This window comes from Parageobacillus caldoxylosilyticus, assembly GCF_019272935.1.
Taxonomy (GTDB): domain Bacteria; phylum Bacillota; class Bacilli; order Bacillales; family Anoxybacillaceae; genus Saccharococcus; species Saccharococcus caldoxylosilyticus.
In genome coordinates, this window is sequence record NZ_CP040553.1 from 188,336 (window position 1) to 209,876 (window position 21,541).

Consider the following 21,541-nt stretch of genomic DNA (forward strand, 5'->3'; position numbering starts at 1 on the left):
GATCTCCCTCCTTATGGCATCACTTTGTACAAATAAATCCTCCATGCCGACTCTTTCGAGTGAAACACTTTTTCGAGCGCCAACTTATTTTGTCTGGCGTTTTTAATCGGCAGTGCCGAAAAAATGTAGCGGCCGCCCATTTGATAGAACACATCGGTGTTGAGATCTAAATGTTTAATCGTTCGTTTCGAATTCTTTTTAAACATATAATGTTTTCCCAGTTCATCGACAAAAATATAGCAGCGTCCGCCCCACTCATCGAAGTACTCGCGCAACTTTTTGTTTTTCGCGAGTTCGTTGGCGATGATTTGGCGGAACTGATGCTTATAGGAAAGCGGATAAAAATTGTTATACGTATCGAGCGTATAAAACCCGTTATATTGCGCAATCGCCGGATGAATGCCAATGCTGGCGACGCGGTATGTATGAACAGGACGGCCAATATACTCTTTTATTTCTTGAAACTGCTTTTCCGCATAAAACTCACGAAACGACGGCTTATGGCGATGGGCAATTTCTTCATTAAATGCAGTGAGCACCACCAACTGAGCGGCGATGGCGGCAAAACATAGCCTTTTCCACGCTTGTCCTTGCTGCCACAAAATTTTTAATGAGACAGCAAACAACACGTAAATAACCATCGGCCGCAAAAAGTGATAGCGGGCGAAATTAAATTTATCCAACAAGTCGAAGCGTTCTGTCAGTGGAGCCCAGCCTTTGTAAAACCAAAACGCATACCAGGTGGACAGCGCGAAATTGAGCACGTGCAAAAAGATAAATAATTTTTCCCGCTGCCATATTTTTTTCTTCCAGACGATATATAACGCAACTAGCGTCACCGGCAGAATGACAAGACCATGCATCGTCATCACATGCGTGTGGCCGAGAATATAGTTTTTGAAAATTAAGCGGATCACCCGCCAAAGCGGCAAACGGGCATGGAAGTATTCATCACGGCTCGTCGGTTCATCGGAAAATAACAGCGAATGAACGAGACGGTAATCAATCGCCAAATAAAGCAGCGTCATATAGACGATTGCCAAGAAAAAGCGCCAGTTCCAACCTCTTCCGCGGAGAACATCGACAAGCCACCATATGCCTAGCGCGCTTAAGAAAAAGAAAAAGCCAAGCACAAAGCTCGAATAAAACGGCAATAACGTAAGCACGGCATAATTTATCCATGAGCGCTCGCCGTTGCGGATATTGAGAAACGCCCATAGCGCGAGCGGCATGCCAAGTGTACTCAGCATCCCCGACGGCCAAAACGGCGTCAGCGCAAACGCAAGCGATGCTCCAACGCGGACCCATCCCCACTTTTCTCCAGGCATCACATGCTTTCTCAGCAACAAATACATGCCGATAAACGCAAAGACGCGGGTAATCGCCTGGCTTAAGCCATAGGCGTAAATCGAGGGAAACAGCGCATGAAGCCAAACGATCCCGCTAAACTCTGTACCGAACGCGTTGCGCGGCAGACCGTTAATGATTTGCGGGATGACCGCATGGACCGAGCCAAACAGTTCCCCGCTCCTAGTGACAACTTTGTACCAGGCAATGTTCGAATCTAAATTATCGTGGACTCGCATATGCGCATCCTCGCCAAGCAAAAAATACGGCGATACAAACAAAGCAATCGCAAGGAATGAGAAGAATAGGAGTCGCTTTTCTATTGCCGGCACCTCTTCCCCTCCTTTGTCTATCAGTATCTTCCTTATATTTTCTAACGAAAGTGGAAAAATATTCATCTTTTTTGTGCAACAAAAAAAGACCATCCCAAAAAGCAACGGATCGTTGCTTTCTGGAAACGGCCTTTTCATCGGCGCTTACGCAAACAAAGCGGCAGGATTTTTCAAAAACATTTGCTCTAGCTGTTCCTCTGTCACTCCTTCTTTCGTTAAAATTGGAATAATATGTTCAAATACATGTTCGACATGCCAGTTTTTCGTCATCGTCGCAAATGGCTCTGGCAGCTGCAGCGGACGGCCGAGCCAAATATTGACGGTATCATGAGCGAGCATAATCTTATCAGCAAAGCCTTCGCGAAGCAGAACAAGCAACGTGCGGATCCGTTCTTCATCCGTTGGGGCACCGACCATACCTTGAAGGCCAAAGCGGTCAAAAGCGATGTACACTCCGTATTGCAGCGTCTTTTTATGGTATTCCGGATCGGTGTTTCCGCACATATGGCCGATGACAATCTTTTGCGGAACGGCACCGTGCTCGAGCAAGTATGCCGCCTGTTCCGGCCCCATCGTTCCTTCCTGCGTATGGGTGATAATCACGATTCCTGTTTCTTTTTGCACGCGGGCCGCGGCGCGGAAAAACATTTTTTCATATTCGGTGATCCGGTTTTTGCTTGACGCCAGTTTGATGACGCCTGGTTTAATGCCGGTGCCGGCAATGCCGTTTGTAATTTCCGCCATAAACATGTCATATATTTCTTCTTCCGCCGTACCGAGCAGCCGGCGAAACTTAAAATACGGCGTTGCCCCTTCGCCTTCGTAATAATATCCAGTTGCACAGATAATGTTCAGCCCGGTCGCTTCGGAAATGCGGCGGAGCAGCTCCGGATTGCGGCCGCAGTCATTCGGCGTCGGATCGACAACGGTTTGGATGCCATGGGCCATCATTTTTTGCGCGACGGCAATTCCCGCCTCGAGCGCTTCCTCAAAGCGGAGCGGTCCGAGCGTCACATCGCCTTGAAACCCGGGATACCCAAAGACAAAATGCTCATGGATCAGCGTTTTGCCAAGCTCGCTCGCCGGCACAGGGCCGCAGACGGTCTCCACCATTCCTTTTTTCATGCTTTCGCCCCTTTTTCTAATTTTTGATACTCTTCCTCTTGCAATTTCCGCCACAGCAATTTTCCGCTTGATGTCATCGGCAAAGACGAGCGAAACTCGACAAGGCGCGGATACTTATAGGCGGCCATTTGCGTTTTTGCCCATTCAATAATTTCCTCCTCTGTGATTTTGCCGACGTATTCGTCCTGGAGCACAATAAACGCCTTCACCGTCTCGCCGCGGCGCGGATCAGGGACGCCGACAACGCACGCTTGCTGGACGGCCGGATGTTTATACAGAAGCGATTCAACTTCCGTCGGCCATACTTTATATCCGGACGCGTTGATCATCCGTTTGACACGGTCGACAATGAAGAAATATCCTTCCTCATCCATGCGGCCGATATCGCCAGTGCGGAAAAACCGCTTTCCGTCAAGTTCAATAAACGCTTCTTCCGTTTCTTTTTCGCGGCGGTAATAGCCTTTAAACACTTGCGGACCGTGCACGACGATTTCCCCGACTTCCCCGACGCCAAGCTCTTTTCCGGTCGCCGGGTCAATGATGCGCGCATCGACATCAAAGGACGGCACCCCTAAGCATTGCAGCTTCGGGCGGTCCGGCGGGTTGAAGTGCGTATGGGAAATCGTTTCCGAAAGCCCATATCCTTCGAAATATCGCACCCCTGTCACCTGAAATAATTTTTCGCCAACAGCTTCCGGAAGCGGCGCGCCCCCGCCAGAGATGCTCGTCAAAGAAGAAATGTCATATTTTGATAAGGAAGGATTGGATAGAAAATCAATCAGCATCGTGCTGATATTGACCCAGTGGCTGCACCCGTACAATTCGATTAAGCGCGCGGCGCTGTCGCGATTCCAGCGCGTCATCACCACCATGGCCGATCCCGCAAAAATCGGAAGATGCATGCTGTGAACCATTCCCGTCACATGAAAGAGCGGCAAGGTGACAAGGCAAACGGCATCGCTTGTTACGTTCGCCCAATGATAGGCGCTAATAATGCTGGCGTTGACCGTCCGGTGCGGATGAATGCATCCTTTTGGCACTCCCGTTGTTCCCGATGTATATGGAAGCACGGCAATATCGTCAACATGCCCTTGATATGGGTTTGGCGCAAGATTTGCTTCTAAACAATCGGCCCAATAGTAAACATGTTCATGGTCATACGCTTGCCGCGGCAATGCGACTTCATCCGGAAGCGCGACCGGCGAAGATTCGGAAATATAGTCCGAATAAGCGGCGACGATGATATGCTCGAGCGGGGTTGTAGATAATAGCGGCTCCGCTTTGGCAAACAGCTCCTGCCCGACAATGCCGACTTTCGTTTCGCAATCTTTGACGTAAAACGAAAGTTCTTCGGACGTGTTCATCGGGTTAATCGGAACAACAATCGCTTCGGCACGCAAAATCGCATAGTAGGAAATGATAAACTGCGGGGAATTTTGCATGTATAAAAGCACTCGGTCTCCTGGCTGAACGGAAAGCTTTTGCTGCAGATAGCCGGCGAGCGTGTTGACTTGCTCCCATAATTGCTTGTAAGAATAAGAGGCGCCGTAATAATGGATAGCGGTTTTCTGAGGGTAGCGCTTCGCTGTCGTTTCTAAATGATCGACGATCGTCGTTTCCGGAATGGTCAGCGTTTTGCTCAACCGTTTCGGCCAATACGGAAAGTGGCGTTTATTCATGGAATCCCCTCTCCTCCATCTATAAAATTTCAATAGAAAGCGGTTACAATCCCATGCATTAGTAAAACAATATGTCGCCTTTTAATCTATTGCCTCTATCATTTGTACCACTTATTAACTAACCGGTCAGTATGCCATGTGTATGCATTTTCTTTCATGATACCGTATCTTTTCAGTAATATCAATAATATTTTGAATATTCCTTTTATACAAACACTTTGTCATCCATAACCATGAAAGGCGCCAAGAGCAGAGAACAAGCGGTACGGGAGATGTGGCGCGTTTTGCGTCCGAACGGAAGGCTGGTGACCAATATGCAGCGAGTATCGGAATACACCAAGATACTCACTCCTTTAGCCAATCGCATCGAAACGAGAAAAGTGTTGTACACGTTTCCGTTTTCAGAAATCGTGGTGGCATATAAAAAATAGCACGACTAAAAAGGACCAAATCAATTTCCCGCCGACTGTTCCCCGTAAAAGCCCATTCGCTAACTGGAGCGCCAAAATAAAAAGCCGGCGCAATGCCGGCGTTATAGGAGGCGGCGCAAGACAGGGACGCATTCCGACATCGAAGCGACGATGACATCGGCGTCGCCTTGCTTAGCCCGTCCATACGCATCGATAAAAATAGTGCGGCAGCCAAGCCGGCGTGCCGGGAGGATGTCATTTTCCAAATTGTCGCCGATGCTGATCATCTCTTTATACTGGATATGATAACGATCCCGAATCGTTTGCAGATGGCTTGCTGTTTTGATTGGCTTGCCCGCTTGAAAAATCTTATGATGAAAAACATCAGCCAGTTTTAGTTTGTGCAAAATCGCTTCGCTGTCCGGTTCCGGGCTGTTTGTCATTAAAATGAGCACGGTACGGTTTTTCAGCTGCTCTAGCGTCTCGGCCAGCCCGGGAACTCCGTTCATCGCAAAATCCGGCCCCATCATCCATTCTCTCGTTTCTAAAAACGCTGCATATGTATCTTCATTCGTTAAACCGTAATGACGGCCAATCGAGCTTGGCACCCACCAAAAATCGCCGATGCTAAACAAGCGGTCAAGATCAATCGTCACCCGCTCCTGATATATTTTTTGCACTTCCTCCTCGTCCAGCTTTTCCCCATTCCAGCGGTATGCCTCGCTAACAATCCCGTTTTGCAAAAACAGAATAAGATCTTCTCCCGCGTCGTACACACTGCCGATGCGAAGCGGATGGCGGCCGGAAAGAACCGCGCGGTAATCTTCCCAAAAACGTTGTTGGTCTTCTTCGCGCAGCCGCTTGGCGACCTGTTCCGCATAATATTCAAAGTGATGGGGTTCTTCATACAATGTTCCGTCCAAATCAAAGACAATTGCTTTTACGTTTGTCCCGTCCATGCAACTTCTCCTTTCTACGTCGTTCGATCGCTTGTTCATGGGTGGCGCGGATAATTGTTTTCATCCCTAGGTGCGAAAAAATGATGCTGACATACATTTTCGCTGCGGCATTCGCTCCGAGTACATTAGTTTTTATTGACAAAGACCGAGTGATCCATCTTAGGAACTCCATAGGCAACAGCTACACCCGTTCGGTGTCGAAAGCTTCCCCATGTATTCGCTGTTGCCACACAAATGCGAACCGCGAATTTCCATGCGATGTCATGATAACCAATGAATTCTGCGATCTCTTGTATTTCTCTGTCACAGTTTTTTGTGGCAAATTCGAGAGTATGGCATGCTTACTCCAAGAGAGCACCTCTTTGGTTTTGTTTGGTCCTACTTACATTCTACAGGAGAGTTACTTTCTTTTCTATGCTCAAATATTTATCTTTCTACTATGTAGTGCAAAAACGTTTAAAGCAGATAGCACGCATGTCAACGCCAGCAAGCGAAAGCTCGGTCGACTTCGACAGAAAAACCATTAATTAGTTCTTATTGGAGAAATCCACACTCCTGAACTTTTATTATTAATTGCGAAAAAACGATGAGAACCATCTTCTACACATATGCTGGAAAGTCAATCCGCTTCTATAGCACTCTTATTTAAGATCGATATCTATCTCTCCTATTATCATTAATGCCTGAATGGATAAAAGGAGTTGATAATGAATCATAGGATTTCGCAGTTCTTGTTGAAGAATGCTTTCAATTTTGCTCACTCTGTATCGTAATCCGCTGATGGACAGCGCTAAGTCTGCGGCTGTCTTTTCTAAGTTGCCGCCGTTGATCAAAAAGATATATAATGTTCGAATGAGCTCTATGTTTTTTGGGTCGTCCAAGTTTAAGTTTCCAAGGCAGGCTTTGGCCATTTTTTTCACTTCTTGTTCATTATTTTCATTAATAAGCACGCCGACGACTCCTAAAGATTCAAATGAAATGATTTGTTGATGTTTCGATGCGACTCTGACGGATGTAAGCGCTTCTTTATAAGCGTCCTCAGCATGCGACACATTGTTTACTTTGGAGCTGATTCCTCCGTAAAATGTAACAGAAGAAAATTGAGAAGATAGCAACTCAGCGATTTTTGCTAGCCATGTTTGCACCCCTTCTTTTTCGACTTGATCTTCTGTAATTAACAGAATAAGATGTTTTGCACGCTGGCCAATCAGCATGTTTTGTTTTTGATCATTTCCATAGGCGGTGAGAAAACTTAAAATTTCTTTTTGCATTTCCAACTCTTTTGATAAATCATTTTCTTGAAACCGGCAATCAAGCACACAGACATAAAAAGGCTTGGATAAATCCACTCCCATTAAACTAGCCTTCATCATTAAGTCGTGATGGTCGCTTTGTTGTCTCGTATTAATGATTTCCTCTAAAAAGAATCCTTTTATCCGTTCATACGATTCGAGTTTCGTTTTTTCATTTAGCAAACATACCGAACTGACAGAAGCCAACCGTTCTAAAATCATAGAAGAAATCGAGGCGTTGAATTGATTCAAATCGTGATAAATAAACGAACAATATCCTACTATTTTGTTTTGCAAAAAAACTGGTGTCATTAGGCGATAATGATGACGCAGATGAAGAAGATGGGTCGAAGTTACAATGGCTTGGGGCTGGCAAAAAGGATTTTTTCCTAAATAGTCAACGAGTTCATCTTTATATTGTTTTAACTGATTTGAAGAAATCCCTGCGTAGGCCATCGGATGAAGATGTAAGTTCTCAACCAAAACTGGGATATTCGTCGATTGAAACATTTGACGAACCACGGAATCTAAATTGTTTCCTTTGATGACTTCCTCGGTGAGCTTCTTATGAATAGCCATCACAAACGACAAATTATTCCGTTCTTCCAAAAGTTTTTCATATGTTGTAGCTAGTTCTTCTACGATTGGGGACTCGTCAAGATAGCGCAGCTCTTGTTCCGCTTCTTTTCCCCATTGTTCCACCGTTTTGCCGATCCAATGGCATTCTTCTTTCCCCATTCCCTCACATGTCATTTCTTTGAAAATGACTTTTTCTCCGATAATTTCTGAAACGAAACCGCTCGCATATCCGGAGAGGGTAAAGCAAATCGGAATGGATGATATTCCAAAGTAACGCACATGCACTTCCGCTTCATAGGAATGGGACCAATCCCCTTCCATTGTTACATGCCATTTTCCGTTTTTGTTTTTGACTTCCAAAAAAGTACATCTTGCCTTCACATGACCTTTCATCGTGTGCAGCTTTGGTCCATATTGAATGTACTCCTCCACCGAGCAGTTTGCATGATTCAACAGTTCTTTTGCATCTTGTTTTCCCAGATTCCATCCATACCGAAACAAAAAGCCTTTCATTCGCTCAAAACCCATGTCGCGAATTAAGTCTCTGCGCAATAATCCGAGCGCATCTGCCGCCACAATAATCGAGCGGGACTCCCCAATATAAATGTAACCGTTATCAATTTTCAATTCAAATTGATTCAATACCGATTTTTGTTTGTTCATACGTTCTCACCTTAATATTCAACAAGTTCACCAATTAAGTGGCTGAGCGGATACGTTTTACAGGCTAAGACATATCCTTGTTGCCGTTCCTCATCGGAGAGAGCTCCTTTGGAACATAATCCAATTTTGTATTCTCCCTCTTTAATTTTGACTTTGCACATCCCACATCCTCCATTTGCACACCCGTAAGGAATTTTTACTTGCTGAGATTTCGCAGCCTTTAATAAATCCATATTCTCTCCGCAAGAAAATACTTCCCCACCTATATTAATTTGATACATCATTGGCTGTTCCTCCCTTCATTATATTTTTTCATATAATTCAAGCATGCGCTGCGGAAGCACGTTGTGCACCATTCTTTTTTAATGATCTATAGGGCTTCGAAGGAGAACTTGCTTTTATTGGCAGATGAAATGAAACACTCGAAAAAGTGAAAAAGAAACCGCCGGATTGTATCGTTGATGAGCATAACGCCATCCGGCGGCATAGGAATTATTTCAAAGCAATACAAATATTTTTTGCTTCTGTGAAAAATTCTAAGCTATGTTTTCCTCCTTCACGGCCAATGCCGCTTTTCTTGAAACCGCCGAATGGGGCCCTCAAGTCACGCACGAACCAGCAGTTCACCCAAATGGTTCCGGAACGTACTTGATGGGAAACACGGTGGGCGCGCTGCAAATTCTCAGTCCAAATCACTCCGTTTAATCCATATTGCGTGTTATTGGCGATTTGCACAGCTTCTTCTTCTGTATCAAAAGGAATCAGCGTAACAACAGGGCCGAATATTTCTTCTTGGCAAATACGCGCTTCTGGATTTTCCTGTACATAAATCGTCGGCTCCAAATAGTATCCATTTTTCAAATGGTCCGGCAGGTTGGCAGGACGCTTTCCGCCTGTAATCAAAGTCGCATTTTCTTGTTTAGCAATTTCTAAATAGCTTGTCACTTTTTTATAATGCTCTTCGCTGACAAGAGGGCCCATATTTGTCCGCGGATCTTGCGGGTCTCCTACGATTAATTCTTCAGCTGCTTTTTTGAAACGGGCGACAAACTCATCAAAAATCGAGCGTTGAACGAGAATACGGGAACCAGCAAGGCAAACTTGCCCTGAATTTAAGAATGCCGCTTGAATGGACACAGGAATCGCTTTGTTAAGATCTGCGTCTTCAAAAATAATATTTGCCGCTTTTCCACCCAGTTCAAACGACACTCTTTTTAATGTATCGGCACCTGTTTTCATAATCGCTTTTCCCGTTGTCGTTTCCCCCGTAAACGAAATTAAGTCTACTTCCGGATGAGCCGTCAAAAACTCTCCCGTTGAGTTAGGACCGAACCCATGTACGACATTGACCACTCCATCTGGAATGCCAGCTTCTTTCGCAATTTCACCGAGAAGTGAAACCGTTAATGGAGTGGCTTCCGCCGGTTTAATGACTGCCGTATTTCCCGCGGCCAAGCATGGTCCCAGTTTCCATGTCGTAAGCATAAACGGAAGGTTCCATGGAGTGATTAAAGCTGCTACACCGACAGGCTCGTAACGGGTATAGTTCAAGTATTCTTCTTCCATCGGATATACTTCTCCGCCTAATTGTTCGACAAAATCTGCGAAAAACTTCAAATTATGAGCCGATCTTGGAATTTCTTTTTCAAATGCTACAGAATACGGCTTTCCGACATCTGTTGCCTCGAGACGTGCGAGTTCTTCTCTTCTTTCCATTATAATTTCTGCCATTCTTCGAATTTTTTCGCACCGCTCTTTGACGGTCATCGCCCGCCATGGTCCTTCTTCAAATGCTCTCCTTGCCGCTTTACACGCCCGATCGACATCTTCTTTTGTCGCTTCATGCACTTTCGCAATGACTTCCTGTGTTGCAGGGTTTTTCACTTCAAATAACGAATTGCTGCTTGAAGTTACATATTCCCCATCAATAAATAACTTAATTTCTCGTACTTTTGTACCTACCGATTTCATGGCATCATTCACTCCCTTTCATGTTCTCTTCGTTTTTTCACGGATTCTCCAGCAATCCCCCAATGTTCCAAAGGCATTTCTTGAATCATTACCCGGACATTCTCTTTAGGCGCATCCAACACTTTGCACACTGTCTCTGTAAGTTCGTAGATGAGCGCCTCCTTTTTTTCCGGAGAACGACCTTCCAATAAATGAACTTGAATAAAAGGCATATCTATTTGCTCCCCTTTCCAAAGGTAAAAGAGGCTTCAACCGAACCAAAGCGATCCAAGCTCATGGAGAATACGTCTCCTTCTTTTATTTCCATCGCGCCGGTTAACGCCCCGCTTAGAACCACTTCTCCCGGTTTCACCGATTGATCATAACGGGAAAGTTTGTTCACCATCCAGGCAATGGCCCTTGCCGGATGTCCCATCACGCTTGCACCGGCACTCGTAGAAACAATGGACCCATTCTTTTTAAAAACCATACCGATTAGACTTAAATCTTCCCCATCATATTTCGTGAAACGTTCTCCTAAAATGAAGCGGGAAGAAGAAGAATTATCAGCAATAACATCCGCTAAGGTGAAAGAAAAATTTTGATAGCGACTGTCAATAATTTCAAGAGCCGGCGCGATGTAAGCCGTCTTTTGCAAAACTTCCGCCACAGTGACGCCCGGTCCTTTTAGTTCCTCCTTAAAAATAAAGGCAATCTCCGGTTCAATTTTTGGATGTATTAATGTTTTCAAGGAAATGGAGCCATCGCTTTTCAGCTGCATATTTTCCAGCAAAACTCCGTAGGTCGGCTCGTGGACCCCCATCATTTCCTGTTTGGCTTTGCTTGTCAATCCTAATTTCCAACCGACAATTTTCGTCCCTTCATCCCGGCATTTTCGTTCAATCAATCGGTTTTGTACTTCGTAAGCAAGTTGGACATCCAATTCGGGATAACGATCCACCAGTTTAGGAATCGCCTTTCCGCGCTTTTCAGCAAGGAACAATTCATCCACGATGGAATTGACAACTTCCGTTTTTAACATCTAATCACCTCCTTATCTAATCATTTCTGCAGTTTTTTTCTTTGCCAGTTGGGCGGCGATATCGTAAATAAAATCTTCTTGTCCCCCGACAGCCTTTCTCTTGCCTAGTTCCACTAAAATATCCCGTTCATCAACGCCGAATTTCTTGGCTGCATCTTGCGTGTGGAGAAGAAAGCTGGAATAAACCCCCGAATATCCCATAATCAAACTTGAACCAGTGATTTCTTGAGGCCGTGGCATAAATTTGGCCACCACTTCATTGGCTACATCCATAATCGGATATAACTTTACACCTGTCTCATATCCGAGACGTTCAAACACAGCAACCATCACTTCTGTTTGTGTATTGCCGCTTCCTGCTCCTAAACAGCGCAGACTGCCGTCAATATAAGTGGCTCCTGCTTCCACCGCGGCAATAGAGTTCGCCATCGCCAGAGATAAGTTGTTATGGCCATGGAAGCCGATCTCGCATGATAACGCCTCCCTTAGTGCGGACACTCGTTCCTTTACTTCATGTGGAAGCAGCGTTCCTGCTGAATCCGTCACATACACAATTTCCGCTCCGTAGCTTTCAAACAATTTTGCTTGTTCGACTAGCTTTTCCACCGGAGCCATATGCGCCATCATTAAAAACCCTACTGTTTTTAATCCCAGCTTTCTTCCAAGCTCGATGTGTTGTTTCGCAACGTCCGCTTCCGTTACATGGGTTGCCACCCGCACCATTTTCGCTCCCGCTTTGACCGCTTCTTCCAAATCTTCCTTTACACCGATTCCCGGAAGAAGAAGAACGGAAACTTTAGCGTTTTTGCAGACTTCAGCAGCCGCTGCAATCAGTTCCATCTCATTCACTTTGGAAAAACCATATTGCAATGAAGAGCCGCCTAATCCATCGCCATGGGAGACTTCCAAATATTCAATTCCTGCTTTGTCCAATCCTTTTGCCACTTCTTTTACTTGTTCGACAGTGAAAGCATGTTTCATCGCATGACTTCCATCCCGCAACGTTACATCGACTAAATGGATTTTGGATGGTGTCGCCATAATCCCGCTCCTTTCATTTCGGCTACGAAACTACCGAATTTTTCATTTTTGCCAATTCTTCCCCTACTTTTACTGCGGACGCGGTCATAATATCGAGATTTCCAGAATACGGCGGAAAATAATCACCCGCTCCTTCTACTTCGAGAAATACCGATATTCTTTTTCCGTCAAACATCGGTTCGCTCCGTAAACGGTAACCGGGTACATACGTTTGAACTTCCTTGATCATCGATTCAACGGAACGGACAATTTCTTCTTCTTTTCCCGTTTCTTCCACAAGCGCATGAATCGTGTTCCTCATAATAATCGGCGGTTCAGCAGGATTTAAAATGATAATCGCCTTTCCTTTCTTGGCTCCTCCTACTTTCTCAATGGCCTTTGCCGTCGTCCGGGTGAATTCATCGATGTTTGCTCTTGTACCTGGACCAGCGCTTTTGCTTGCAACCGTTGCTACGATTTCCGCATATTCCACTGGCACAACCCGATGAATCGCGTGAACAATAGGAATCGTTGCCTGGCCGCCGCAAGTGACCATATTGACATCGGGAGCATCCAGTTCCTCTTTTAAGTTGACCGGCGGCACGACAAACGGACCGACGGCGGCAGGGGTTAAATCAACAATTTTTTTATTTAACTTTGCTAACACTTCATGATGCTTATAATGAGCTTTGGCTGTTGTTGCATCAAAAAGAATATCCGCTAGGTCAGAATTTTTTAAAAACCCCTCTATTCCGTTATCAATCACCGTAATTCCCCGCTCTTTTGCTCTTTTTAATCCGTCCGAATGTGGATCAATCCCAATCATGACACTCATTTCTAAATATTTACTTCTTTCAATTTTGTACATTAAATCCGTGCCGATATTGCCGGATCCAATAATCCCTGCTTTCAATTTCATGTTCATTTCCCCCCTTTTTAATGTTTGAACCCATCTTTTGAGCGGCATTCCCGCTGTGTGCAGCGAACTTTTATATGAAGGAAACAGATACTTCTCCCATATGAGCAAATTTTACGGTAAATGTATCCCCGCGAGAGACAGGCACAGCGGCGGTCAATGCTCCTGATAAAATGATTTCCCCTTTATGTAAAGAAATGTGATAACGGCTAAGAGCATTGACGAGCCAGATGACTGCATGGATCGGATTTCCCATAACAGCCGCTCCGGCAGCGGTATCGATCAATTGACCATTTCGATAAGCAGCCATACCGATATGAGAAAGATCGATGTTTTCGATTGGTGTCGGTTTTCCCCCGATAATGGCTCTGGCTGAAGAACCGTTATCGGCAACCGTATCTTCAAAACGAATCTTCCAATCTCTAATTCTACTGTCGATAATTTCAATGGCTGGGGCCACATACTCCGTCGCATCGATCACATCCATCATCGTGACATTAGGGCCCTTTAAGTCTTTCTTCAAAATGAAGGCGATCTCAAATTCTACTTTTGGCTGGATGAACGCATCAAGAGAAACATTTTCTCCATCCAACACAATCATATCGTCAAGAAGATGGCCATAATCCGGTTCCGATACTTGAAGCAAATTTTGCATTGCCTTGCTTGTTAAACCGATTTTTTTGCCAACGATGGTTCGTCCGCTTTCCAACCTATGTTCCACTTGCTTCAATTGGATTTGATAAGCCTCATCTGCCGTCAAATGAGGAAAAAGGTTGGTAAGCGGGTCAATAGGTCTTTTCTTCTCTTCCGCTTCCAATAATAAAGCGGCGATTTCTGTAATGTTCATTATTTCCCTCCTCAAGAAACGGAACTGTCGCCTTGTACTTGGTACATTCGCGATGCGACTCAGCATTGCAAGCGCCAGCAGCGCAGCCAAAGAATGAATCGTAACTCCTGTTTTATTAGCACAAATGTAAAAATATTCTTAAATTATATCTTTGAAAAAGCTCAAAAGCAAAGAATGAAAGCTATCTCTGTACTCTACTTGCGTCCAATGGCTGCACTGTCCGTAAATCATCATTTTTACCCGCGGAAGATGTTGGGCAAGATAATAACTTGTTTCGACAGGAACGATCGGATCATTCAGCCCGTGAATGAGTAAAACTTGTTGTTGAATGCGGCGCAGCGTGGCGCTTGGCAGAACGAGATCATCCACAATCTGCTGGCGAGGCTGAGGAAACATTGCTTCATATGAACGCCGCACCGCGGGATTCATTGCAGCCTCAAAGCGCATTTTGCTAATGTTGTCAAGCTGGCCCTCGATAAAACTTTCATCATAAGCAAACCAGCGAATCATTTGCGCCATTCCCTCTGCAGAAGGATCCTCATAAAATCCCCAAATGCGGTCAAGCTCTGGAGGCAATCGAAACGGAGCACCCGCCGGGCCCATCAACACAACGCGATCAATTCGTTCAGGCGCTTCGGCCAATAAGTGTAGAACAATGGCCCCTCCTAAAGAATTTCCTACCAAATGGGTGCGTTTAATCTCCAATGTATCCAGAAGAAGTTTTATTTGGTCCACCCATAGCCTCATCCAAGACCGTATACCTTTCGGAAGCGAAGACGGATGTTCCGACATTCCAAAACCGATTAAGTCTGGCGCTATACAATCAAACCCTTTTTCGCTGAAAAAAGGGAGCGCATATTGCCAATTAGACCAAGCGGTTGCTCCTGGACCGGATCCATGGATAAAAAGAATCGCTTCACTGTTCCCGATACCGGCACGGTAAAAATATGTCTCATAGGCACCGGTTTTGACACGGGTACTCGTCACTTCTCGCAAACAAAACTACCTCCCCTCGAACGCTGATAGCAAATTTTTTAAACCGCTTTGTTATCATTCGGAGATAGCGACGGTCATTCCCATTCCTTCCTGAGTATTGTTAGTTCAAAAAGGGGCCAGCGGACAGAAGCCCCTTTATCACATCGCATCTTCTCTTTTTTACGTTAATGCTTTAGAGAATGACTCAACCATTTCTCTGCGATGATAGAAGATACCTGCGGCAATCTTATCTTCCGTCCACGTAATGGTCGGGAAGTCAGCATAGCTTATATAACCGCTTGCGAATGCCTCGTTTCTATTTCCAGATGGGTCAAAGAAGTAAACGGTTTGACCGCGTGTGATTCCATGTCGGGTCGGCGTAATTTCGACTTGAACATCATTTTTTGTTAAAATATCCGCTGCTTTTAATACTTCATACCAGTTATCAACATAAAATCCTGCGTGGTGGAATTTCCCATCCGGTCCTTTCACGAAAGCAACGTCATGGGCTTTATTGGTCGCTGACAAAAAGCTGCCGACTAACTCTTCCCCATCTACAGTGACGATTCTTTCCGTTTGTTTAAAACCGAGCACTTCCGTAAAGAAGCGGGTTGCCGTCTTCAAATCATCGCCCGTTAAAAGAGCGTGATCCAATCGATGTGGAGCAATTCCTTTTAGCCCATCCGGCCATGGATGAGGGTTGAGAGTCCCTGTCTTTGTCCCCACTTGTTCGATGTCAGTATATAATTCCATGTAATGCCCTGTAGGAATCTGAAAACGAATCGCTTCTCCTTCTGCTAATCTAGCACCTTTAGAAATCCGGGAAATTGTGCATCCAAATTGCTCAATTTTATATTCTAATTTTTCCAACTCGTAAATATCTTTTACCTTAAATGCCATATGATCCATTCCAGCCGTATCGGCTTTTTGCAAAATGATGCTGTGATGGTCGTATTCGTCCCAGGCTTTTAAATATACTCGATTTTCCTCTCTCCCTGTAACTTCAAGCCCAATGACATCTGTATAGTATTTAACAGATTCATCCAAATCTAACACACGGAGTTCCAATCGACCTAGTCTTAAAATTGCACCCATTTGAATCCTCCCTTTCATTGAAAGATTTTATTTATGAATGAACTCGATGTACGAACGCTTTCTATTAAACCGTTTCCAATAAGGATAACGCCGCTTCGCAACACATCCGGTCTTCTTCTTCTGAGCCGCCGCTTATCCCAATTCCTCCGGCTAAATCTTTTCCGTCATAAATCGGGTAACCGCCTCCGAAAATGACAAGCTTTTCTGTATGGACGATCCCAAGGCGTAAACTCGGCTCATCCTTGATCATGTCATACCATTGATGGGTCGGAATCCCGAAAGCTGCTGCCGTATAGGCTTTATTTTGCGCAATTTGTATGCTTAAAAGAGGAGCACCGTCCATCCGGCAAAAGGCTTTCAAGTTTCCTCCTTGGTCCACAATGGCGATGTTCACTTTAATTCCAATTTCCATAGCCTTTTTTACCGCTTTATCAATCATTTTTTGCGCCAAGTCACTGCTGATGCTTTTTTGCTTCAGGAACGACAACATTCCGTCCTCCTTCCATACCAACATCCACTATCCTTGCATGGATACTAGATTTTTCTCTTGCATTTCTGCTGTTTCTGAGATGAAACGCATGTTTCTAGAAATCCATTTCACTTTCACTCGAAATATACTCCATGCAGAAGGGATGGATGGGCCAAGCCAATAGATTTTTTTCTGCGCTGTTACAAGCACATGTCCCTTGAACCATCCCTTTCCGTTACCAATCGCCACATCGTAACATCCTACTGGCGGAATCATATAGTACCGATCCAAAATCAACTCGTCTTTTCTTTCTGTACATATCATTTTTCCTTTTGTTTCGTAAAATTCTCCCAAGTAATCAGGAAGTTCTTCCATCAATCCCAATTGAATCTTGTTTCTAATGAGCGTGGAGCTAATTTTTTCATTGTTTCGTTCCACATTTTCTATTTTTGTGACAGTGATCGTATATCCGCTGTCTTCTTCCATCGTGTCTAAACTTCCTTTTCCTTTTCGACCGTACGTAAAGTCATATCCGGCCACTGCATGCTTGATTTGCAACGGAACTAAATATTTCCATACAAATTCTTTCGGTTCAAGTCTTGCAAATTCCGGTGTAAATCGTATTAAATAAAAGTAGTCAACCCCTAAACGGGAAAACTTTTTCGCTTTTTCGGCAGGCGGGAGCAAATAATGGACACGTTCTCCCGTTTTGCCGATAATTTCTTTTGGATGCGGAAAAAAGCTAATTACCGCTGTTTTTAATCCCTTTTTGTCCGCTAATTTTTTCGCGGTCTGAATGACTTTTTGATGCCCTAGATGAACGCCGTCAAAAAACCCTAATGCAGCTACGGCAGGGCAAGAGGCAATAAGATTTAGATCATCTTTATGATCAATGGTGATTGTTTTCAATAGAATGCCTCCTCTTTTTAGCTCGACGCCTCCACTTTTTCATTTTGGGCAAGCTGATGGTATTTTCCGCTGAAAAACAGAAGCGGATCTTTCTCTGTAATGTTTATATCGGTCACTTCCCCAATGAAAAGGGTATGATCACCTGCTTGAACTTCGTTAACAACTTGGCAGGAAATTTGTGCAAGAGCGTCTTTAATGACCGGCAGTCCCCCCAGTCTCTCAAATTGCACATCTACTGTTTTTTCCAGCTGTCCGGCAAAATTCATCGAAAGCACTTTTTGATCCTGTGACAAAATGTTAACGGCATATTTTTTCGATTGTTGAATTTTTTCCAGCATTTTCGCTTTTTCTCCAATGGAAACCAATACAAGTTTCGGATTTAAGGAAACGGACATAAAGGCATTTGCCGTCATTCCATGGACATTTCCGTCAAGTTCCGTCGTAATTACCGTAACTCCTGTAGCAAATTTCCCCATCGCATTGCGAAACAAGCGATCGTCCATGTTTACAACCTCCTTTCCTATTATTTCTGAATAAGTTCTTTTTGCGGAGACACCCAAGTGTCGTTGACCCAACCATGAAGGTCATAATCATCCAAAGCGGAATCGACAAATGCTTTGAATCGTTCGGAATCTCCAGTTACATCGGCAATTTTTAACGTCTCCAGACGGATGTTTTCATGGTTGCCCGCATAGTTGATTTCATAAAGCTCATGACGTCCGCCAAATTCCGTTCCTATCGCATCCCAAATCATTTTCATCAATTTCACCCGTTCTTCTGCACCAATGCCTGAACCGCGATAATAACGATCCAAATATGGACGTAATTCCGGATTTAAGAAATCGTTGGCGCTTGAAGGCAATTGAATGAGCCCACCGGCTACGACTTGTTCAAAAATTTGTTTGACGCGCGGCCATACCATAGGAGCAAGCACGCGGTAAGCAGCACCGTACTGAAGATTCGGAAGTGCAACACTATTTCTTATTTCGCAATTGGCAGCCATTGCCGTAGAAAGTGCCCAGAACATATTGCGGAAGGCTACAACCTCACCGATGTTTGCCTGAACACCCCGAAATTGTTTCGTACCTGCTGCCTCCGTCGCTTTCATTAATAAGCCAACCATAAAGTCAAGCTTGACGGCAAAACGCGTACACCCCTGGAATGTAAAGCGGTTAACGAATCCTGTTTCGACAAAAAATCCGTTTACTACTTTTACATTTTTATAAGCAAAAACGTTTTCCCAAGGAATAAATACATTGTCTAATACAATTACTGCATCGTTTTCATCAAAACGGCTGGAAAGCGGATAATCAAATGGAGAACCTAACGTTTTTGCAATTTGTTCATACGATTGGCGGCTAATCATTTTTACGCCAGGCGCATTCATCGGTACAAAGAAGATGAGCGCATGGCTTTGATCACCGTCTCCTAAATCTTGGGCTCCATAGTTGGAAACGAAGTTGTAATGAGTTAGCGCTGCTGCCGTTCCCACCATTTTGGCACCGCTTACAATGATGCCGTCATCCCGCTCTTTTACAGCGCGGACATATACATCTTTATTTTCATGAAGTGGCTTGGAACGGTCGACTTGGGGATTAATAATCGTATGGTTAATAAACGGAATTTCTTTTGTCGTTTTTTTGTACCAATTTCGCGCATTGTCCTCAAAGCCTTCGTAATAATCAGCAAACGCTTTCAAATGTGCTGTGAAAGAGGCTTTATAATCAGGGGTGCGCCCCATAAAGCCATAGCTCAGCTTGGCCCATTGTGCAATCGCATCTCTTGCTTCTAAAAGGTCTTGAGCATTTTTAGGTTCTTTGAAAAATTTGTGAGTTCGATAACCTTCTTCAGTAGTAGTCGTTAAAATTTTTCCCATCTGTTCATCATGAAGAGCATCATACATTCTAGCAATGGAGCGAGCAGCATTTTCGTAGGCAGGGTGTGTTGTTACGTCATCAATCTTTTCTCCATTTAAATAAACAACCCTGCCATCTCTTAGACTTTCTAAATATTCCTTGCCATTCATCATATCTTCCATCACCTTCCTAAATGAATGAAAATATAATTAACTACTATTTTCACTACGCTTATATGATATACTTGGTTTTAATTTTCATACAATGACAGCATTTGTCCAAAAATTCTATAAAAACAAACAAATGCTGTTGAAAACCATAACAAAAGACTGTCCCTCGTCAAACGCCAGCGCTACGTACACATCCAAGAACTGGCTATTTAAGCGCGAGACAGTCTTTCCTTCGTCATATATAAAGCTATCCTTAATTTTATTTAACGCATCGTTTTGAACTTCTGTGGTTTGTTCTTTATTTCCATCCATGCCGAACCAATCTCTGAAAACTGATGTATGATCACATCTGCCTCACGCAGCTCTTCATCGTTGGCAAATCCAAACCGACATCCAATCGTCCAAAGTCCATTATCCTTCGCCGCCTCGATATCGGAACGCCGGTCCCCTACCATCACCGCTCTTTCAATCTCGTAATCATTCAACAATTGCTTGACTAACGCGGATTTCGACGGCAGGGAAAACCGATCGAGGCTGTAAAAGTCGATAAAATAGCGCTCGAGCTGGAAGGCGATCCGAATCGCGTCGAGATAACGGGAACGCCCGTTGCTTGCGACAAAAAGCGGAATCCCTTGATCGGCAAGAGCCGCAAGCGTCGGGAGTACGTCTGGGTATAATCGCCCGTTTCCTTGCTCGATTTCATCAATAATATCATCCAAAAACCATGCTGCTGCTCGGCCGCGCACCGCTTCGCGCGCTTCCGGCATCAACCGGCGCCATACTTCTAAAACCGGAACGCCAAGAATGCGCAAATATTCCTCGACTGGCGTGTCCCCTTGCCACAGCCCTTCGCGGCGCAGACGGTCAAACGTCTTATGCAGGGCAGGAACAAGAACGGTTTCCGTTTGAAACAGCGTGCCGTCCATATCGAAAATAACGGCAAATGGAATTTCCCTCATGTTGTTTCCTCCTTCACAAACAGCAGCAGCATCGAATCCATCACCGGCTCATAGCCGATTTCCATATAAATTTTATTCGAAGTCGGGTTGTCTAAATCGGTATAAAGGGAAGCGGTTTTATATCCCGAATCTAATAACTGCTGCGTCAGTGCCGCCACACAATCGGACGCATATCCGTGTTTTCGTTTTTCCGGCGGCGTATACACCCAGCCGATCGTTACATTTGTTTTCGTTGGGCGGGCCCAGCGCGCCATCGAAACCGGCTCCCCATCGATCGTCCATACGTATATTTGCTGATTGGCGATCGCTTCTTGCACCGCCTGCTCCGCTTCCTCTGTTGATGCTGGCAGCCTAACGTCCGCACAAAACCGGACAAACCATTGGCACAGCATTTCCATATCGCTCCTTTGCGCCGGACGCAGCACACCTCGTTGGGAGGCAGGCCTTTTCACTCGTTTCAGCACATAAATCCGCTGTTTCATCTGAACATGGACACGGCGGCGCTGAAGCTTGGCGATCTTTTCCGCGAGCGCCGTAACCAGCCATTTTTCGCCGATCACCCCCGGGATATTCGGGTAGCTTTCGTAGAGCTTTTTCGCGACTTCCTCTATTTCTTCCGGCACAAACGGCAACGATTTTGACAAAATAAGCTGGCTCGGATGGGTTTGCAACAGGACAAGCGCCAGCCCGCCATCTTTGTTCACTGTTCCCATATACAACGGCTTCTGTTCCGGCTTCCTATTCATAATTACACCTAGCGGCAAATTGTTTTCCCCTTCATGCTGTTCTAAAAATGGCAATACATCCTGTTTGAACAAGGAGAAGTCGGTGTACTGGCGGAATTCGATCATTTTTACCGCTCCTTCTGTGTATCTAATTTGAATTTTCATAACCGTTTTGCAATTTTTGTAGTATCATTATAACATGGAAACAAACGGATGCACTGT

Annotated in this window: 21 protein-coding genes; 1 reads left to right on the top strand and 20 read right to left on the bottom strand. The window is 44.7% G+C overall.

All coding sequences use genetic code 11. The annotated features are described in order from the left end of the window. Positions 1 to 11: 11 nt before the first annotated feature. The 3 genes from BV455_RS01040 to BV455_RS01050 form a co-directional block, all read right to left on the bottom strand. Positions 12 to 1,679 (bottom strand): DUF6044 family protein, encoded by a 1,668-nt coding sequence (locus BV455_RS01040; protein ID WP_081161115.1) that lies wholly within the window; start codon positions 1,677 to 1,679, stop codon positions 12 to 14. 144 nt (positions 1,680 to 1,823) lie between these two features. Further along, the gene (locus BV455_RS01045; protein WP_017437474.1) at positions 1,824 to 2,804 is read right to left on the bottom strand and encodes a phosphotriesterase family protein; all 981 of its coding nucleotides are present in this window, start codon (positions 2,802 to 2,804) and stop codon (positions 1,824 to 1,826) included. Next, positions 2,801 to 4,483, bottom strand: coding sequence for a long-chain fatty acid--CoA ligase (locus BV455_RS01050; RefSeq protein WP_017437475.1), 1,683 nt, complete (start codon positions 4,481 to 4,483; stop codon positions 2,801 to 2,803). The genes BV455_RS01045 and BV455_RS01050 overlap by 4 nt, the downstream gene beginning before the upstream one ends. Positions 4,484 to 4,755: 272 nt before the next feature. Here BV455_RS01050 and BV455_RS01055 point away from each other — a divergent pair, with 272 nt between their 5' ends. Further along, positions 4,756 to 4,914: a hypothetical protein gene (locus BV455_RS01055; protein WP_218687626.1), complete on the top strand. Its 159-nt coding sequence runs from the start codon at positions 4,756 to 4,758 to the stop codon at positions 4,912 to 4,914. 101 nt (positions 4,915 to 5,015) lie between these two features. On the opposite strand, the gene BV455_RS01060 is transcribed toward BV455_RS01055, so the two are convergent. The 17 genes from BV455_RS01060 to BV455_RS01140 form a co-directional block, all read right to left on the bottom strand. Further along, positions 5,016 to 5,852: an HAD family hydrolase gene (locus tag BV455_RS01060; protein ID WP_218687627.1), complete on the bottom strand. Its 837-nt coding sequence runs from the start codon at positions 5,850 to 5,852 to the stop codon at positions 5,016 to 5,018. A gap of 641 nt (positions 5,853 to 6,493) precedes the next feature. Then, positions 6,494 to 8,386 (bottom strand): XylR N-terminal domain-containing protein, encoded by a 1,893-nt coding sequence (locus tag BV455_RS01065; RefSeq protein WP_218687628.1) that lies wholly within the window; start codon positions 8,384 to 8,386, stop codon positions 6,494 to 6,496. 11 nt (positions 8,387 to 8,397) lie between these two features. Next, positions 8,398 to 8,670: a 2Fe-2S iron-sulfur cluster-binding protein gene (locus tag BV455_RS01070; RefSeq protein WP_218687629.1), complete on the bottom strand. Its 273-nt coding sequence runs from the start codon at positions 8,668 to 8,670 to the stop codon at positions 8,398 to 8,400. 208 nt (positions 8,671 to 8,878) lie between these two features. Further along, positions 8,879 to 10,357, bottom strand: a complete 1,479-nt coding sequence (locus tag BV455_RS01075) for an aldehyde dehydrogenase (RefSeq protein WP_218687630.1) — start codon at positions 10,355 to 10,357, stop codon at positions 8,879 to 8,881. 8 nt (positions 10,358 to 10,365) lie between these two features. After that, positions 10,366 to 10,569, bottom strand: coding sequence for a 4-oxalocrotonate tautomerase (locus BV455_RS01080; RefSeq protein ID WP_218687631.1), 204 nt, complete (start codon positions 10,567 to 10,569; stop codon positions 10,366 to 10,368). A gap of 2 nt (positions 10,570 to 10,571) precedes the next feature. Next, a complete protein-coding gene (locus BV455_RS01085) occupies positions 10,572 to 11,378 on the bottom strand; it encodes a 2-keto-4-pentenoate hydratase (RefSeq protein WP_218687632.1) in 807 nt (268 codons plus the stop codon). Positions 11,379 to 11,390: 12 nt separating this feature from the next. Then, on the bottom strand, positions 11,391 to 12,419 hold the full coding sequence (gene dmpG, locus BV455_RS01090; RefSeq protein WP_218687633.1) for a 4-hydroxy-2-oxovalerate aldolase: 1,029 nt from the start codon (positions 12,417 to 12,419) through the stop codon (positions 11,391 to 11,393). A 22-nt stretch (positions 12,420 to 12,441) separates the two neighbouring features. Further along, complete coding sequence (locus tag BV455_RS01095) at positions 12,442 to 13,317, bottom strand: acetaldehyde dehydrogenase (acetylating) (RefSeq protein WP_218687634.1); 876 nt, start codon at positions 13,315 to 13,317, stop codon at positions 12,442 to 12,444. A gap of 70 nt (positions 13,318 to 13,387) precedes the next feature. Further along, positions 13,388 to 14,161, bottom strand: coding sequence for a 2-keto-4-pentenoate hydratase (locus BV455_RS01100; protein WP_218687635.1), 774 nt, complete (start codon positions 14,159 to 14,161; stop codon positions 13,388 to 13,390). Positions 14,162 to 14,299: 138 nt separating this feature from the next. Continuing rightward, positions 14,300 to 15,148 (bottom strand): alpha/beta fold hydrolase, encoded by an 849-nt coding sequence (locus BV455_RS01105; RefSeq protein ID WP_245005348.1) that lies wholly within the window; start codon positions 15,146 to 15,148, stop codon positions 14,300 to 14,302. A 168-nt stretch (positions 15,149 to 15,316) separates the two neighbouring features. After that, complete coding sequence (locus BV455_RS01110; protein WP_218687637.1) at positions 15,317 to 16,231, bottom strand: catechol 2,3-dioxygenase; 915 nt, start codon at positions 16,229 to 16,231, stop codon at positions 15,317 to 15,319. A 64-nt stretch (positions 16,232 to 16,295) separates the two neighbouring features. Then, positions 16,296 to 16,721, bottom strand: a complete 426-nt coding sequence (locus tag BV455_RS01115; protein ID WP_218687638.1) for a GlcG/HbpS family heme-binding protein — start codon at positions 16,719 to 16,721, stop codon at positions 16,296 to 16,298. A gap of 27 nt (positions 16,722 to 16,748) precedes the next feature. After that, positions 16,749 to 17,609: an FAD synthetase family protein gene (locus tag BV455_RS01120; protein WP_017437489.1), complete on the bottom strand. Its 861-nt coding sequence runs from the start codon at positions 17,607 to 17,609 to the stop codon at positions 16,749 to 16,751. 17 nt (positions 17,610 to 17,626) lie between these two features. Then, positions 17,627 to 18,112: a flavin reductase family protein gene (locus tag BV455_RS01125; RefSeq protein WP_017437490.1), complete on the bottom strand. Its 486-nt coding sequence runs from the start codon at positions 18,110 to 18,112 to the stop codon at positions 17,627 to 17,629. A 20-nt stretch (positions 18,113 to 18,132) separates the two neighbouring features. Next, complete coding sequence (locus BV455_RS01130; protein ID WP_026078666.1) at positions 18,133 to 19,638, bottom strand: 4-hydroxyphenylacetate 3-hydroxylase family protein; 1,506 nt, start codon at positions 19,636 to 19,638, stop codon at positions 18,133 to 18,135. 260 nt (positions 19,639 to 19,898) lie between these two features. Beyond that, on the bottom strand, positions 19,899 to 20,594 hold the full coding sequence (locus BV455_RS01135; protein WP_218687639.1) for an HAD-IA family hydrolase: 696 nt from the start codon (positions 20,592 to 20,594) through the stop codon (positions 19,899 to 19,901). After that, the gene (locus BV455_RS01140) at positions 20,591 to 21,445 is read right to left on the bottom strand and encodes a GNAT family N-acetyltransferase (RefSeq protein WP_017437493.1); all 855 of its coding nucleotides are present in this window, start codon (positions 21,443 to 21,445) and stop codon (positions 20,591 to 20,593) included. The genes BV455_RS01135 and BV455_RS01140 overlap by 4 nt, the downstream gene beginning before the upstream one ends. Positions 21,446 to 21,541 lie beyond the last annotated feature (96 nt).

Excerpts from the sequence above, each read along its gene's own strand:
- BV455_RS01045 (WP_017437474.1), bottom strand. The coding sequence starts at position 2,804 with ATGAAAAAAGGAATGGTGGAGACCGTCTGCGGCCCTGTGCCGGCGAGC.
- BV455_RS01050 (WP_017437475.1), bottom strand. The coding sequence starts at position 4,483 with ATGAATAAACGCCACTTTCCGTATTGGCCGAAACGGTTGAGCAAAACG.
- BV455_RS01055 (WP_218687626.1), top strand. The coding sequence starts at position 4,756 with ATGTGGCGCGTTTTGCGTCCGAACGGAAGGCTGGTGACCAATATGCAG.
- BV455_RS01060 (WP_218687627.1), bottom strand. The coding sequence starts at position 5,852 with ATGGACGGGACAAACGTAAAAGCAATTGTCTTTGATTTGGACGGAACA.
- BV455_RS01065 (WP_218687628.1), bottom strand. The coding sequence starts at position 8,386 with ATGAACAAACAAAAATCGGTATTGAATCAATTTGAATTGAAAATTGAT.
- BV455_RS01070 (WP_218687629.1), bottom strand. The coding sequence starts at position 8,670 with ATGATGTATCAAATTAATATAGGTGGGGAAGTATTTTCTTGCGGAGAG.
- BV455_RS01075 (WP_218687630.1), bottom strand. The coding sequence starts at position 10,357 with ATGAAATCGGTAGGTACAAAAGTACGAGAAATTAAGTTATTTATTGAT.
- BV455_RS01080 (WP_218687631.1), bottom strand. The coding sequence starts at position 10,569 with ATGCCTTTTATTCAAGTTCATTTATTGGAAGGTCGTTCTCCGGAAAAA.
- BV455_RS01085 (WP_218687632.1), bottom strand. The coding sequence starts at position 11,378 with ATGTTAAAAACGGAAGTTGTCAATTCCATCGTGGATGAATTGTTCCTT.
- dmpG (WP_218687633.1), bottom strand. The coding sequence starts at position 12,419 with ATGGCGACACCATCCAAAATCCATTTAGTCGATGTAACGTTGCGGGAT.
- BV455_RS01095 (WP_218687634.1), bottom strand. The coding sequence starts at position 13,317 with ATGAAATTGAAAGCAGGGATTATTGGATCCGGCAATATCGGCACGGAT.
- BV455_RS01100 (WP_218687635.1), bottom strand. The coding sequence starts at position 14,161 with ATGAACATTACAGAAATCGCCGCTTTATTATTGGAAGCGGAAGAGAAG.
- BV455_RS01110 (WP_218687637.1), bottom strand. The coding sequence starts at position 16,231 with ATGGGTGCAATTTTAAGACTAGGTCGATTGGAACTCCGTGTGTTAGAT.
- BV455_RS01115 (WP_218687638.1), bottom strand. The coding sequence starts at position 16,721 with ATGTTGTCGTTCCTGAAGCAAAAAAGCATCAGCAGTGACTTGGCGCAA.
- BV455_RS01125 (WP_017437490.1), bottom strand. The coding sequence starts at position 18,112 with ATGGACGATCGCTTGTTTCGCAATGCGATGGGGAAATTTGCTACAGGA.
- BV455_RS01130 (WP_026078666.1), bottom strand. The coding sequence starts at position 19,638 with ATGATGAATGGCAAGGAATATTTAGAAAGTCTAAGAGATGGCAGGGTT.
- BV455_RS01135 (WP_218687639.1), bottom strand. The coding sequence starts at position 20,594 with ATGAGGGAAATTCCATTTGCCGTTATTTTCGATATGGACGGCACGCTG.
- BV455_RS01140 (WP_017437493.1), bottom strand. The coding sequence starts at position 21,445 with ATGATCGAATTCCGCCAGTACACCGACTTCTCCTTGTTCAAACAGGAT.